Genomic DNA, 14,826 nt, shown 5'->3' with positions numbered 1-14,826 from the left:
AAGATTCCACTCTCTAAGCAACTTGTTCAAACTGACTATTGTACAATTTGGCATAAAAACCATTTTTTTTCAATAATTCTTCATGATTGCCTTGTTCCACGATATCCCCATCATTGATGACCAAAATTGTATCGGCATCTTTGATCGTCGATAAACGATGCGCAATCACAAAGCTGGTTCGACCTTCCATCAAATGATCCATGGCTTTTTGAATCAAGCCTTCGGTACGTGTATCCACACTAGAAGTGGCCTCATCCAAGATCAAGATCTTATGATCGGCCAAGATAGCTCGAGCAATTGTCAACAATTGTTTCTGTCCTTGCGAAATATTGCTAGACTCTTCATCCAATACGGTTTGGTAGCCATCGGGCTGTTGCATGATAAATTCATCGGCATGAGCAGCTTTGGCAGCGGCAATGACTTCTTCATCCGTTGCATCCAAACGTCCATATCGAATGTTTTCCATGATCGTACCATGGAATAACCAGGTATCTTGAAGCACCATACCTAATAAAGAACGTAAGCCATTACGATCAAAGGTTCGAATGTCGTGTCCATCGATGGAAATGCTTCCGCTATTGACATCATAGAATCGCATCAACAATTTTACGAGTGTGGTCTTACCTGCACCTGTTGGTCCCACGATGGCTATTTTTTGACCATTCAATACGTTCGCTGAAAAATCATGAATGACAATTTGATTGGGATCATAACCAAAGCGTACGTGATCAAATGTCACTTGACCATCCAAATTTGTTGGATTGGTTGGATTTTCCACGGTTTGTGGTTCTTCTTCTTCGTGTAAGAATTCAAATACTCGCTCACTGGCTGCGGTACTGGATTGCAACATATTCAAGATTTGGGCAATCTGTTGGATGGGTTGTGTAAAGTTACGAATATATTGGAAGAAGGATTGGATATCTCCTACTTCAATGGCATTTTGAATAACTAAGAAACCGCCTAATATCGCAATGACGACATAACCAACATTACCGATAAACTGCATCATAGGCATCATCATGCCAGAGAAGAACTGACTTTTCCAAGCACTTTCATATAAAGAATCATTGGCTTCTTTAAACACTTGCAAGACATCTTCTTCTTGATTGTAGGCTTTGATCACATTTTGTCCGGCAAACACTTCTTCCACTTGACCATTGACATCACCTAGATATCTTTGTTGGTCACGGAAATAGCGTTGAGAATGATGCATCACAAAAGCAACGATCACAATAGATATAGGTAAGATGCAAAGAGCTGCCAATGTCATCCAACCATTGATCGACAACATCATGATGATGACACCAATGATTGTGGTGACACTGGTGATCAACTGCGTAATACTTTGGTTGATTCCTTGTTGGAGAGTATCCACATCATTGGTGATGCGGGATAATACTTCTCCATAGGGACGACTTTCAAAATATTTTAGGGGCATTCGATTGATCTTGGTCGAAATGTCTTTTCGTAAGTTGTAGCCGACATCATTGGCAATACCAGCCATCACAATACCTTGAATAAAGGAGAATAAGGCACTGACTGCATATAAGATCATGACACGAGCCAAAATCATCGTGATCTTATCAAAGTTGATACCGCCTTTTTCTTGTACTTTTCGAACCAAACCGTTGAATAACTCGGTCGTGGCTTGTCCTAAGATTTTTGGTCCAACGATAGTAAATATAGTTCCTAAAATGGCACAGGCTACCATGATCAACAAGCGAAATTTATAACGCATCATATAGGATGCCAATTCTTTGAAGGATTTTCGAAAATCTTTTGGTTTTTCAACGACACGGCCACCACGACCACGTCTTTGTTGACGATCACTCATATGCTAATTCCTCCTGTGATAATTGCGATTGGGCAATTTGTTGATAAACATCACATGTTTTCATCAATTGTTCATGGGTACCTTGACCGACCACTTTACCATGATCCAATACTAAGATTTGATCGGCATGCATGATCGTGCTAATACGTTGGGCAACGATGATCGTTGTAACATCGGAAGCTTTTTCTTTTAAGGCTTTTCGCAATCGTGCATCGGTCGCAAAATCGAGGGCACTAAAACTATCATCAAAAACTAAGAATTCAGGATGTTTCACAATCGCGCGGGCAATGGCCAATCGTTGTTTCTGTCCACCGGAAACATTGGAACCACCTTGAGCAATATGGGAATCCATTCCATGCTCTTTTTCACTCACAAAATCTTCGGCTTGTGCCATATCAATGGCATCCCATAATTCCGATTCCAAGGCATCTTTTTTTCCAAAACGTAAGTTCGATGCGATTGTACCAGAAAATAACACGGATTTTTGCGGTACAAAACCAATGCGATCCCGCAAAGTCTTCAAATCGATATTGCGAATATCAACATCATCCATTAATATAGATCCTTCAGTTACGTCATAGAAACGTGGAATCAAGTTGACCAATGTCGATTTTCCGGATCCGGTACTACCAATCAAGGCAATGGTGTCTCCTTGATGTGCCGTAAAGTTGATATCATCCAATACTTTTTCTTTGGCATGGCCATAACTAAAGGACACATGATCAAAAACCAATTTGCCTTGTTTTTCTGGTGTTTGTGGATGTTCGGGTTCTTTAATCGATGATTTCGTATCTAAAATTTCATTGATTCGATTGGCAGAAACATTGGCTCTTGGCAAGAAGATTGCAATGGTACTGATCATCAAGAAGGCAATGATAATTTGCATCGCATATTGAATAAAGGCCATCATATCGCCGACTTGCAGTTTTCCGGCATCGATGCCATGGGCACCCGAGTAGACGATCAATACACTGATTCCATTCATGATCAACATCATCAAAGGCATCATACAAGACATGGCACGATTGACAAATAAATTGGTTTTCGTTAGATCTTGATTGGCTTTGTCAAAGCGTTTTTCTTCAAACTTTTCTGCTGAGAAAGCACGAATAACAGGAATTCCTGTTAGGATTTCTCGTGAAATCAGGTTCACGCTGTCAATCAATTTTTGTAGGATCTTAAATTTTGGCATGACCACACCAAATAAGATGACCATCACAACGGATAGAACACCGACCGCAACGATCAATATCCAACTTAAATACGATCCTGTCTGTTGGACTTTGATAATGCCACCAATGGCTAAGATGGGTGCATATAAAACGACACGGAAGATCATAGTCATAACCAATTGGATTTGTTGGATATCATTGGTGCTTCGTGTGATCAAACTGGCCGTTGAGAATTGATTCATTTCTTTAGCAGAATACGTTAATACCGTTTCATACGTCTTATTACGTAGGTCTTTTCCCAATTCAGCCGCAATTCGACTGGCAATCAAAGCCACCAAGATGGAACAAATCATTGCCACTACAGCCATAAGAATCATTTTCTTTCCGGTATTCCATAGATAGTCGTTTTGTTTCTGATCGAGATCTACGCCTTGGGCTTTGTATTCTTGTTGCACAAATAAGATAGCAGCTTGAGTGATCATCGTGTCCGGATAATCTTTTAAGCGTTTGTTGATTTCTTTGCGTACTTGTGGCATTTGAACTTGCGGTATCATTTGAACCGGAATATTTCGTTTTTCCATAATATAAAGCATCATTTCGGCTTTGGATAACACATCATTCAAATGGTCGTGGGATTCGGTATCCAAATCTTTGACAACATACATGTCTTTTTTCTTTGAATAGGTATAGCCATCTTCAATCGTTTTTTGATTTTTTTCGGTAGAAACATACAAAAGATTTTGCATCGTTTCCACACGAAAGGAATCGGCAACCGCATCTTCTACTCCTTTTTGTTGAAGACCGGTATCTACGATCTTAGAGGTATAGGAAGGAAGCGATAGATCACAATAGGCTTGCCCTAACAATAAGCCAAAAATGATCAATATCCAGATCACATTCTTCTTCATAAATCGAAACATTCGTACCATATTTATTTCCCTTCTTTACTGAGTCTTTTGATATTTTGATTGATTTGATGTAAAACATCGATAAATATCTTTATGTTATCTTCGGGAATTCCCTCAAACATCTTTTTGATTTCTTTTTGACGCACATCATCCAATTTCTTGGTTAATTGCTGTCCTTTTTCTGTCAATGCGAAATGAATCAATCGCCGATCCGCAATATCGATCTCGCTGATGACATATCCACGCTTTACCAAAGAATCCATGGATCGGGAAGCTTGTCCTTTATTGACACACAATGCGTCACTCAAATCATTGAGGGTATCTGCTTCGGGATGGATATACAATCCATTCATTAAGATCACATCGATCATTTTTAGATCATATTCCTTTAAAAAAGCATCCGCTATTTTTTTGATGAGTTGCTTGATTTTTCGCCAAGATAAAAATTCATAATCTTGCATAGGATCACCTCATTTCATTTTAAATGATTTATTTTTAAACATTACAACTTTCCGATACATATTTCAACTTTATTTTGTTAGAATACTTATATGAATAAAATTATTTATCAAAATGATGATCGTATCTATGCCGCCACGACCATGCGCGATATCACCTGTCCGGAAGCTAACAATATGGCTTTACATGTATGTAACGATCCAGAAGCCATCCTACAGAATCGTAAACAATTAGAAAAAGAAACCATTTCCTTGGATCATTGGGCTTTGCCATGGCAAAAACACACCAACAAATCTTATCGCATCACCCAGGCCGATTGGTCAAGAGGTGCCTATACCAAAGAGAGTTCGATCATGGGTGTGGATGCTGTCTATACGACAGAACCACAAACGTTGATTGGTGTTTTTACAGCTGATTGTGTTGGTTTATTGTTGATTGATGAAACAACACCTTGTATTTGTGCAATTCATTCAGGTTGGAAAGGAACGGTACAAGCCATTACCGATAAGACCGTTCATCAATTATTGGATGAACACCTTTTACATCCAGAATCAACCAGGGCATATTTTAGTCCAAGTCTTCAATTTGAGACCTTAGAAGTTGGTTTGGAAGTCGTTGATCAATTGAAAGAAAACCATATCGATATGGATGGGTGTATCCAATATATGCCTAATCATAAGGCTTATATTGATAATCAAGGTATGAATATCAAAATGTTAGAAAAATATGGAATCACTCACATTTATCCTTCGACCTATGATACGAAACCAGATCCACATTGTTTTTCCTATCGCCGTGATGGTAAAACCACCGGTGAACATTTCACCTTTGCCTATATAAAAAACAAGAATGATTAACAGCCCAAAAAAGGGCTGTTTTTTTGAGACCAAATACAACTTGATTTGTATATATAGTGAAAGGACCTTTAAATATGGAGGAGAGACAATGAAGATTCCAATTGATGATTTGGTACCAGCCTATAAAGACTGCATCTTTCGTACGGCTTTTAGTATTACTCGAAATGTAGCCGATGCAGAAGATATCGTCCAAGAAACATTTTATCAATATATAGTGACAACACGTGATTTTGAAAACGAAGAACATATCAAAGCGTGGCTTTTACGAACTGCAATCAATAAAGCCAAAAATATAAGAATATCGTTCTGGTCACAAAAGCGTGTATCTTTACCTGATTCTATGTGGGGTACATCCCCTCAGATATCCGATGATCAAAGATTAATAAAGGCGGTTTTATCCTTACCAACAAAATATCGAATTGTGATTCATTTGTACTATTATGAAGACTATTCCGTCAATGAAATCAGTCAATTGGTACGGGCTACACCCAGTGCTGTTAAAAACCGTTTGCTTCGCGCGAGACGCATGTTGAAAGATAAATTAAAGGAGGATTGGCATGATGACGAATAAAGAATGGTATAAACGCGCTTTTTCATCGTTACATACATCACCTGATTTTATGGTACAGTTAGAGAATAGAAAAACAGCAAAGTGGTCAAAAAAATGGGCATTTGCGGGGGCATTCATGGTCCTGATCATAGGAACTTCGACCATTTATGCAGCAAATATTGGCGGCATACAAAGAACGATTCAAATATGGATGCATGGAGAATTGACGGATGCAACGTTGACAATCGATGAGAATAATGGAACCTACTCAATCAAGGATCCAAATGGAAAAGCCATACAAAGTGGAGGTGGTGTAGCCATTGATACACAAGGTCATTCCCGTGCTTTAACTCCAGAAGAAATCATGGAAGATCAGGAAAACATGGTATCAACGGAAAAAATAGATGGTCATATGTATCTCTATTATAAAGATCAAAAATATGATATTACCAATCCATTGGCTCATAATACCTATACCTATATCACTTTACGAGATGGCAAAAAAACCTTGTATATCACGGTTGTGAAGTCGGGTGGTGTAGCAACCAGTGAAGATCGATATGTATTACCAGATGAGTTTTCTTGCAACTAAAAAACGATAGTGGTTTTTCGCCACTATCGTTTATGAATTTGTTTATTTACATTTCTGTTTTGAATACTTCTGTTTCATTAGGAAGTAGATACCCAATCCAGTCATCACGATTAAGCTTTCATAGGCTGTAATGTCCATACGGGTACTTGTTTGTACAGTGGTTGAGACTTGTTTAGATGTTTGAGGAACATTTGTTTTTTTGTTTTCTTGTTGTTTTGGACTTTCTATTTCTTTTTTCTTTTCGATATTTGTGATAATGAATCCTTCTTCCATATTTCCACTAATGGAAGTTTCGTATACATCATTGTTTATTTCTTCATAAATTGTATATTGGATTCTTTGCCCATTTTCATCATATTTTTTTAGATCTACAAACGATCCTGTCCATTGGTTTTCTGCATGTAATGTGATAAATACATTTGTTCTTTGTCCATTCGCCAACAATTCCACCTTCACGAAATCGGCTTTTTTTCCATTCCAAACCTTTTGTACATGAATTTGTGTAGAAAGATGGTTTGTCAAAAGATAGCCGTCTTTTTCATTTCCCTCGACTGTATACATATAGCCTTCCAATGACTTTTCCTTGACTCTATAGTGATAATTTGATCCTGTTGCTGTTTGTGTTGGTAAATTTGTAAATACATAATGCCATTGACCATTTTCATCTGCTTTTATATACCCATAACCAACAAAAATTTCTTCATTCAAATCATCGGTTCGATATAAGTCCAACTCTACTAAAGATGGTCTTTTTTCTGGCTCATTTTGATCATCCCATTGTTTCTCTACTGCAATGGATGTTGTGTCTACATCTCCCATAGTGACCAATCCATTGGAACCAATACCACCACGAGTAGTGGAAGTGTTTCCTGTTATCCAAACCTTTGCTAAGGAAGAGGCCATCGCATCTGCCAGCTCATCTGTATGCAAAGATAAGGATTCACTAAAGAGACCAATTAAACTACCTTCTAATTTATCTTGTGGTACTAAAGTGCCATCTTGATATTTCCAATAATATGGATGTCCACCTAACATTGCGTTCATAATGGAAAATTTTGGATTTCCTGAATGAGCCCCCATCGTCGATGAAGCCAAAATATAAATTTCATTCGCATTTTTTGCTTGATTTCCATACAATGCTACACCGTTTTTCAAGTATATTTTTGTGATAGATACAGGACAAGCTGCATAGCCACCACCATCAAGTGTAGCTGTATTATCTGTAATGATCGCATTATTTAATTGTAAGACACCATCATGAAAAGCTTTGTTCATTTTGGAGTATCCATTCACATAGATGCCGCCGCCAAACAAAACATTATCTTTGTGATTGGTACCGAGCATTTGGTTATTTGTGATATAGCCGCCAGTAATCGTTGCTACGGAATAAGATGGTCCGCCATAAGATTCACTATATCCGGCTTGGACAAAAATGCCACCGCCACAACCGCCTGATCGATTCCCATCAATTCGACCACCAGTCATATTTAAAATATTTTGACCATTACTTGCTTGTAAATACCCCAATGAGATACCACCACCAGGGCCTTCCGAATTATTATCCTGAATCAACCCACCACTTAAATTGATCACCGTTTGGGATTTATCACGATCACTGACAACCATGCCCTGTACATAGGCTCCAATGCCGCCGCCACAACCAACAGTATCTCCATCAAATCCGCCTATTTTACCATCAACTGCTGAATTATTGCGAATGGTAGCACCCGACATATTTAAAACTGCAAAATTCAACAAGATGCCACCACCATAACAAGCTTGATTGTTCTGAATGATACCACCCATCATATTGATAGTGCTTAATTCCGCATAGATAGCACCACCTTCTGCACGGTAAATAGGTCCATTCGGACGCTTGATCTTATTGTTTTGGAGAATGGCGCCATCTTGAATATTCAACTGTTGATTATACAAAACTTTAATTAATGATTTTTCGGTATTGGGACAATTTTCACTGTTTCCATCAACCGTGATACCTGAAAGAGTAGCTGTTCCCTTTACATTAAACAAGTATCCATTAAAATTCGGATGACGTTTTATTATCGCATTCGTTCCTTTCAACGAAACATCTCCGCTAATGTCAACCGTATCCGTCACATAAATTGTATTTACTGTTTGGATAGACGTTGCTTTTTCACGTGCTTTCTCGAATGTCTTCAAAGCCTTTTCAATGCTTGTTCCATCATTCGTATCATTTACAGTTTGTCCATTTAAATACAACTCCGTAACATTTTGTACGGGTGTATCTTTCATTGGTGTATCTAACGCACCCGCTGTTGGCATAGTCTTTTCATCTGTAACAGCCGTATTGTCGACAACTTCAGTCTCAGTTTGTACAGGTTCTGGACTGACTTCTTCTGCAAAAATAGTTAAAGTAAATATATGACAAGCACAAACAAAAACGAACGCAAAACAACTCATCCACATCCATTTCCATACTGCTTTCTTATGAATACACATAAATCTCTCTCCTTTCTAGAATAAATTTTATTTATTCATCTTAAATATATCGTTATAATTAATTTTTTGTACTTTTTAAATAAATCAATTTAATTTTTAACATTTAATTATATTTATTTAAATATGTCTATTTATAACACATGAAAAAAGGTATCAAACATTTCGTTCGATACCTTTTTAGAATTGATATTGTAAGAATTAGTAATACCTGCGCATTAACAGGATGATACCTAATAATGGTAAAATTGTCATCATGAAATACACACGGATATCCATTTCTACACCCGTCTGTGTACTCTTTTGCTTGGTTGGTTTTTCTTTTACAGATGCACTAGCAACTATATGTTTATTTGTGATGATAAAGCCATCATTCGCATCCTCGCTGATGGAAGTCGAATAGCAATCCATCTTGTTCTCACTGTTCAGCTTGACGGCCTTGTTCGTATCTTTGCCATCGGCCAACAGATGTACCGTAACCTCTTTGGCGCGTTTGCCATCTTGGTTGTTATTGTCATCCTATTTCTTGGAAATAGCAATTGAAGTTGTCGCCATTTGGTTATTGAATGTGATGCCATCTACTTTCGTTTTTCTGATAGGTTGGATTTGCGAGAATTCGTCCTGTTTCTTTCCCGGATGCATCATATTCCAATTGTGGTGTCACAGTTACTGTATATTCATTATCCGTTCCGGATAATCCTTGTACTGTATATCCAACAGGTACATTTATCATATCCACACCAAATCGTACATAAGTTGTTAAATATCCATCGATTTTCTTTATATTTGTAATCTTTATAGCTTACAGATCTGAAGCAACTTGTTGAATCGAAAAATGCTCATTAGATTCCGCACATAGATATTTAACATACGAATCTAAATGATCAATCAAATGAATTTCATTTTGTGCAAATCCATTGCTATTCCAAAATTTAATCGCCTGATGATGTACTTGCTTGATCCAATGTGTAACGAACCGAGACAATGGCGTTTGTACCAGATTCAAACGTATCATTATTTGTAGTAATCACAGCATGAAAATGAGAGGATACATCTTGATTGGATGTCTCTATTGTTTGATCTTCTGATGACTCAGCTTGTAATGGAATTGAATTCGAAGTCAAAATGCCAAAAAACATCACAACAACTAAAAAACTTGTGAATAGGTTTTAGCTCCCTTTGTTCATTTTCATTGTCTTTCCCTCTTCATACACTTTAATACGATCAACTAAAGTTATCTTTCTCTTAAATAAGTTTACGCTCCTAATTCTGCTTTTATGTGATTTTACATGTATTAAAAAATAACTGAGCTATTCATGATAGCTCAGCTATTTGATTTAGATTCGATTTAAATATATTTTATTCACCGAAATAACGTTTCAACAAGCCTTCGAATGCTTTACCATGACGAGCTTCGTCACGAGCCATTTCATGAACAGTATCATGAATAGCATCCAAATTAAGTTGTTTTGCTTTCTTAGCCAATTCGAATTTACCTTCGGTTGCACCATATTCAGCTTCCACACGAAGTTCCAAATTCTTCTTTGTCGAATCGGTTACAACTTCACCTAACAATTCTGCAAAACGAGAGGCATGATCTGCTTCTTCAAATGCAGCTTGACGATAATACATACCAATTTCAGGATATCCTTCACGCATAGCTACACGACTCATTGCTAAATACATACCAACTTCAGAGCATTCACCTTCAAAGTTTGCACGCAATCCTTCAATAATTTCTGGATCTACACCTTTCGCAACACCAACAACATGTTCGGCTGCCCATTCACGATCAGCGGATTCATCAACCAATACGAATTTGTCTTTTGGTTGTTTACAAGTTGGACATTTCCAATCTGCAGGAAGATCTGCAAATTTTACACCTTCTACTTCTTCATCATAGATGTGTCCACATACTGTACATTTATACTTTGCCATAAAAATTTCCTCCTTTAGTTTCTATTTCTTGATTGGGATTTTTCTAAGCATGACTCACACGTGCCATAAAAGTTAATGGAACACCCCGTGATCTGACCTTTGAAGTGACGACTGGCTCGTTTTTGTATTTCTGTTACGTCCAGATCGTCTTCCATATCATATACACGTCCACACTTTTGGCAGATGAAGTGATTATGAGGAATCATATTTCCATCATAATGATCCGCGCCTATGCCTGTCGATAATCGACGAATAACACCCAAATCAGTCAATACCGATAAGTTACGATAGACCGTACCCAAACTAATATTAGGAAAGGTCTTAGATACATCCTGATACACATCATCCGCTGTTGGATGGTCTGTACGATGTTTGATGTTTTCTAAAATTGCTTCCCGTTGTCGGGTATACTTCAATGTTGCCATCTTTTCTCCTTTTCAATAATAGTAACTATTACTGTTATTATAATAATCAAAAGAGGGTTTACTGTCAACCCTCTTTTTGAAAAATTATTTACTACGAAGTGGTTTTCCTTCTTTATCCCACATACCAATACCGGTAATGGCACAGACCATTGAGAAGATTGGAACGATGAAGATGAACCATGCATATGGAATATACGCATTGGAACATCCCAATACACCCATAACATAGATAGTCGCAACACCCCAAGGAACGATTGGTGCGGATAAGGTACCAGCATCCTCTAGCGTACGTGATAGTACTTTTCGGTTAATGTTCATATCATCAAACGTGGATTCAAACGTTTGTTCGGTCACAATGATAGATACGGTTTGTCCACCAGCTGTCAAGAAATTGACGATGTAGCAATAAATCAAAGTAACCAAGACCAAGATGGATTTATTCTTGATAAACTTCAATAAGACATTTTGTGCTAAGACTTCCAAGATACCTGTAGAAGTAATGATAGCACCCATAACAGAAGCAACCATAAAGGTTACCAACAATTCGGCCATAGATAACACACCACCACGATTCAACATCGGATCGACGATGGCTACACCAGTTTTAATGGAGAATCCATTAAAGGCAAAGTTCATCAAATCCACAAAGTTCACACCTTGGAACAACATCGCAAAAATAACGGATACACATACAGCCAAGCCCATACCTAATAAGGATGGTAATTTGAATACAGAAACCAAAATAACTAAGATTGCTGGTAAGATCAACAATAAATTGATATTGAAGTTTTTAGACAACGTCTCCATGATCAATTTCTGTTGGGCCATATCCATGGCTCCACCACTATAATGTAGACCCGCAATCGTAAACAAGATCAATGCGACTAAACCGGCAGGCAATGTTGTAAACTGCATTGAATGGATATGATCATACAAAGGGACTTTCGATACACCACTGGCTAAGTTGGTCGTATCGGATAATGGTGACATTTTATCACCTAACCATGCCCCTGAAACGATAGCACCAACAACCAATGGAATCGGAATACTGGTTGTCGAGGCAATGCCGACCATGGCCAAACCCATTGTGGCAACCGAACCAAATGATGTTCCGGTAAATTCAGATGTTAAAGCACACAACACAAAGGCCAATGGTACTAAGATTTTTGGCGAGATGACCATCATACCATAATACATCAAGCTAGGAACGGTTCCGCCGGCCATCCAGATACCGACTAACATACCAACCATGATAACAATCAAGAAGGTTGGCATACAATCAGCTGCCGTAGAAATAATGGATTTTTCCACTTCTTTCCAAGGAATGCCTAAAATCTTTGTGATGATAACCGCAACAATCACACCCGCAAACACGGACATGGTCGTATTGACACCAATATTGATCATTACGATCAAAACTAATACGATCGCAAAAAATGAAATCAACGCAAACGCTGTTGATGGTTTTTTTCTTTCCTCCATACTACTTCAATTCCTTTCTTAAAAAGTTTTCAGCACTTTCCATACGTGCTTTTCGATAGGCAAATGACATAAATCGATGTTCTGCTCCTGGTACGATCAACAAGTTGGCTCGATCTTGATAGATTTCTTTGTACTTGTAGGAACATTGACAACTCGCCGTAATATCTTGATCTCCATGCACAATATTGACGTTTTTATCAAATCGTGCGGCATCTTTGTATGGATCCAATTGGAAACAATCTTGATAAAAGGCATAGCCCATCTTTAATCCTTCTGCATCCGCACATTGGATTTGTTCAATATCAGATACATCCGTACCACATAAGGTTTTGTGTTCTCGCAAATTATAAATCAGATCCGGTGCTGGACACCACATTGATAATGCTTTGATTTCATCTTTATGACGACCAGCTACCATGGAAGCAACCGCACCACCAAGGCTTGTTCCATGTAAGGCAATTTTGTGAGGATCCACAAAATCTTGGGCTTGTACATAAGCCAACATGGCTTCAGCATCTTTGATTTCACTGGAAACCGTCATATCCTCAAAGCGACCATCGCTTTCGCCACTACCATTCATATCAAAACGTACACTCGCGATACCATCTTTGCAGAGTCGTTTCGACAATTCTGTATGAACAAAATTAATTTCATTGCGATCATCGCAAAATCCATGTAACAAGATGACCATACCAACGGGTTGGCTTAGATCGTCTGGAACATGCATCATACCTCGAAGTGTCAATCCATCACGAATGATTTCCACATATCTCTCCATGTCATTTTCCTCCCGACCTGAGTATCATACCACAATTTCCCATATTTGTTTATATTTTTGATTCATTTGTTCATTATACAAACACAAGAAAAATCCGAATCCTGAGATCCGAACTTTTCTTATCAGGCACCTGCCATCGGATGATCAATGGTCACGACCAAATACACTTGTTTATCTGTTTTCATATGGGCTTTCAATACTTGAATCAGTTCTTTTTCTGATCTTTTTTCATCGAATGGAACAACTAAATCAAAGACTAAATTGGTGTGGGTTGGTCCATCCACAATACGAAAATCATGAAAGGTCCATCCTTCATCAATTTCTTTGATGGCATTCTTCAATAACTTTCGATATTGGTTCGTTAAAGGATCATTGATCTTGACCGGATCCATATGAATGACCAATTCCATTTGGAGTTGTTTTTTGACCATTCGTTCCAAATTATCAATGCTATCATGAATATCTAAAATATTATCTTCTGCATCCACTTCCACATGTGCACTCGCAAAGACTTGACCAGGACCATAATCGTGGATCATGACATCATGAACGCCAAAAATTTTATCATTTTCCATCAATATTGTTTTTAAGGCTTTAATTTTAGCGGGGTCCGGTGCCTTTCCAATCAAATCATTCATCGTTTCTTTAATTAATTGGAATGCATTATAAATAATTAATATGGATACGATTACACCCATATATCCATCTAAATTAATTGAAATCATTGGTGAAATACATGTCGAAAGCAATACCGCACTGGTACCAAATAAGTCACTGATGGCATCCATGGCTACTGCTTTTAATAAAGAAGATCCATATTTTTTGGATAAGGACATATTGTAGGCATACATATATCCTTTTACACAAATAGAAATCACTAGGATCAAAACTGTGATCCATCGAAAATCAATCGCATTTGGGTGTTGAATCTTCAGCACGCTTTCTTCCATCATGCGTAAACCTAATACACATAGAAACAGCGCAATCACAAAGGATGTCAATGTTTCCGTGCGTTGATGTCCAAATGGATGTTCTTGATCAGCGGGTTTATTCGCAAAATGAAAGGAAATGACCGATACAATGCTGGAACCTGCATCGGTTAAGTTATTGATACCATCGGCCTGAATGGAAATGGAATGAACAATGGTACCAATGCCAAATTTGATCACAAATAAAAATATATTAAGAAAGATACCTAAAATGCCACTGATGCGACCAACGATATCGCGTGTATGTGGTGAATTGGGATCTTGCCCTTTTGTATACCGTTGTATTAACCATTGAATCATATCCCTAATACTAACATTCGCGCTTTACCTTTTCAATGGATTTTCGTAAGCCTCATAAAACTCT

14 protein-coding genes and 1 pseudogene are annotated in these 14,826 nt (G+C 37.8%); 3 read left to right on the top strand and 12 right to left on the bottom strand.

Translation table 11 applies throughout. The annotated features are described in order from the left end of the window. Window positions 1-13: 13 nt before the first annotated feature. Genes EDX97_RS07670 through EDX97_RS07660 form a run of 3 tightly spaced genes read right to left on the bottom strand, consistent with a single transcriptional unit; the run spans window position 14 to window position 4,375 of the window. Window positions 14-1,834 carry an ABC transporter ATP-binding protein gene (locus tag EDX97_RS07670; protein ID WP_128520566.1) on the bottom strand — a complete coding sequence of 607 codons (1,821 nt, stop codon included), beginning with the start codon at window positions 1,832-1,834 and terminating at the stop codon, window positions 14-16. Then, window positions 1,827-3,935 carry an ABC transporter ATP-binding protein gene (locus tag EDX97_RS07665; RefSeq protein ID WP_128520565.1) on the bottom strand — a complete coding sequence of 703 codons (2,109 nt, stop codon included), beginning with the start codon at window positions 3,933-3,935 and terminating at the stop codon, window positions 1,827-1,829. The genes EDX97_RS07670 and EDX97_RS07665 overlap by 8 nt, the downstream gene beginning before the upstream one ends. Window positions 3,936-3,937: 2 nt before the next feature. Continuing rightward, the gene (locus tag EDX97_RS07660) at window positions 3,938-4,375 is read right to left on the bottom strand and encodes a MarR family winged helix-turn-helix transcriptional regulator (protein WP_128520564.1); all 438 of its coding nucleotides are present in this window, start codon (window positions 4,373-4,375) and stop codon (window positions 3,938-3,940) included. 90 nt (window positions 4,376-4,465) lie between these two features. Here EDX97_RS07660 and EDX97_RS07655 point away from each other — a divergent pair, with 90 nt between their 5' ends. The 3 genes from EDX97_RS07655 (at window position 4,466) to EDX97_RS07645 (ending at window position 6,372) form a co-directional block, all read left to right on the top strand. After that, window positions 4,466-5,230, top strand: a complete 765-nt coding sequence (locus EDX97_RS07655) for a purine nucleoside phosphorylase YfiH/LACC1 family protein (RefSeq protein WP_128520563.1) — start codon at window positions 4,466-4,468, stop codon at window positions 5,228-5,230. Window positions 5,231-5,318: 88 nt separating this feature from the next. Continuing rightward, a complete protein-coding gene (locus EDX97_RS07650; RefSeq protein ID WP_128520562.1) occupies window positions 5,319-5,801 on the top strand; it encodes an RNA polymerase sigma factor in 483 nt (160 codons plus the stop codon). Next, complete coding sequence (locus EDX97_RS07645) at window positions 5,788-6,372, top strand: hypothetical protein (RefSeq protein WP_128520561.1); 585 nt, start codon at window positions 5,788-5,790, stop codon at window positions 6,370-6,372. The genes EDX97_RS07650 and EDX97_RS07645 overlap by 14 nt, the downstream gene beginning before the upstream one ends. A 42-nt stretch (window positions 6,373-6,414) precedes the next feature. Here the strand turns inward: EDX97_RS07645 and EDX97_RS07640 are convergent, their stop codons facing one another. The 9 genes and pseudogenes from EDX97_RS07640 to EDX97_RS07605 form a co-directional block, all read right to left on the bottom strand. Beyond that, window positions 6,415-8,853, bottom strand: a complete 2,439-nt coding sequence (locus tag EDX97_RS07640; protein WP_128520560.1) for a Cna B-type domain-containing protein — start codon at window positions 8,851-8,853, stop codon at window positions 6,415-6,417. 198 nt (window positions 8,854-9,051) lie between these two features. Beyond that, window positions 9,052-9,357, bottom strand: a pseudogene (locus EDX97_RS07635) (Cna B-type domain-containing protein); the annotation flags it as partial. A 52-nt stretch (window positions 9,358-9,409) separates the two neighbouring features. Beyond that, window positions 9,410-9,583, bottom strand: coding sequence for a hypothetical protein (locus EDX97_RS11735; RefSeq protein WP_183164307.1), 174 nt, complete (start codon window positions 9,581-9,583; stop codon window positions 9,410-9,412). Between the two features lie 199 nt (window positions 9,584-9,782). Next, window positions 9,783-9,989 (bottom strand): hypothetical protein, encoded by a 207-nt coding sequence (locus EDX97_RS07630; RefSeq protein ID WP_128520558.1) that lies wholly within the window; start codon window positions 9,987-9,989, stop codon window positions 9,783-9,785. Window positions 9,990-10,209: 220 nt separating this feature from the next. Continuing rightward, window positions 10,210-10,788 (bottom strand): ferritin family protein, encoded by a 579-nt coding sequence (locus tag EDX97_RS07625; protein ID WP_128520557.1) that lies wholly within the window; start codon window positions 10,786-10,788, stop codon window positions 10,210-10,212. A gap of 14 nt (window positions 10,789-10,802) precedes the next feature. Further along, window positions 10,803-11,213, bottom strand: coding sequence for a Fur family transcriptional regulator (locus tag EDX97_RS07620; RefSeq protein WP_128520556.1), 411 nt, complete (start codon window positions 11,211-11,213; stop codon window positions 10,803-10,805). Between the two features lie 84 nt (window positions 11,214-11,297). Continuing rightward, window positions 11,298-12,695, bottom strand: a complete 1,398-nt coding sequence (gene nhaC, locus EDX97_RS07615; RefSeq protein ID WP_128520555.1) for a Na+/H+ antiporter NhaC — start codon at window positions 12,693-12,695, stop codon at window positions 11,298-11,300. Window position 12,696: 1 nt separating this feature from the next. Then, window positions 12,697-13,473, bottom strand: a complete 777-nt coding sequence (locus EDX97_RS07610; RefSeq protein ID WP_128520554.1) for an alpha/beta hydrolase — start codon at window positions 13,471-13,473, stop codon at window positions 12,697-12,699. 122 nt (window positions 13,474-13,595) lie between these two features. Further along, window positions 13,596-14,762 carry a cation diffusion facilitator family transporter gene (locus EDX97_RS07605; protein ID WP_128520553.1) on the bottom strand — a complete coding sequence of 389 codons (1,167 nt, stop codon included), beginning with the start codon at window positions 14,760-14,762 and terminating at the stop codon, window positions 13,596-13,598. Window positions 14,763-14,826: the final 64 nt, after the last annotated feature.

The sequence above is a fragment of the Absicoccus porci genome (assembly GCF_003725415.1).
Taxonomy (GTDB): domain Bacteria; phylum Bacillota_I; class Bacilli_A; order Erysipelotrichales; family Erysipelotrichaceae; genus Absicoccus; species Absicoccus porci.
This window is presented reverse-complemented; position numbering and strand designations above follow the sequence as displayed.

Bases quoted from the DNA above. Each gene is read 5' to 3' on its own strand.
- EDX97_RS07610 (WP_128520554.1), bottom strand. From the start codon at position 13,473: ATGGAGAGATATGTGGAAATCATTCGTGATGGATTGACACTTCGAGGT.
- EDX97_RS07625 (WP_128520557.1), bottom strand. From the start codon at position 10,788: ATGGCAAAGTATAAATGTACAGTATGTGGACACATCTATGATGAAGAA.
- EDX97_RS07670 (WP_128520566.1), bottom strand. From the start codon at position 1,834: ATGAGTGATCGTCAACAAAGACGTGGTCGTGGTGGCCGTGTCGTTGAA.
- EDX97_RS07620 (WP_128520556.1), bottom strand. From the start codon at position 11,213: ATGGCAACATTGAAGTATACCCGACAACGGGAAGCAATTTTAGAAAAC.
- EDX97_RS07645 (WP_128520561.1), top strand. From the start codon at position 5,788: ATGATGACGAATAAAGAATGGTATAAACGCGCTTTTTCATCGTTACAT.
- EDX97_RS07655 (WP_128520563.1), top strand. From the start codon at position 4,466: ATGAATAAAATTATTTATCAAAATGATGATCGTATCTATGCCGCCACG.
- EDX97_RS11735 (WP_183164307.1), bottom strand. From the start codon at position 9,583: ATGATAAATGTACCTGTTGGATATACAGTACAAGGATTATCCGGAACG.
- EDX97_RS07650 (WP_128520562.1), top strand. From the start codon at position 5,319: ATGAAGATTCCAATTGATGATTTGGTACCAGCCTATAAAGACTGCATC.
- EDX97_RS07640 (WP_128520560.1), bottom strand. From the start codon at position 8,853: ATGTGTATTCATAAGAAAGCAGTATGGAAATGGATGTGGATGAGTTGT.
- EDX97_RS07605 (WP_128520553.1), bottom strand. From the start codon at position 14,762: ATGATTCAATGGTTAATACAACGGTATACAAAAGGGCAAGATCCCAAT.
- EDX97_RS07660 (WP_128520564.1), bottom strand. From the start codon at position 4,375: ATGCAAGATTATGAATTTTTATCTTGGCGAAAAATCAAGCAACTCATC.
- EDX97_RS07665 (WP_128520565.1), bottom strand. From the start codon at position 3,935: ATGGTACGAATGTTTCGATTTATGAAGAAGAATGTGATCTGGATATTG.
- nhaC (WP_128520555.1), bottom strand. From the start codon at position 12,695: ATGGAGGAAAGAAAAAAACCATCAACAGCGTTTGCGTTGATTTCATTT.
- EDX97_RS07630 (WP_128520558.1), bottom strand. From the start codon at position 9,989: ATGTTTTTTGGCATTTTGACTTCGAATTCAATTCCATTACAAGCTGAG.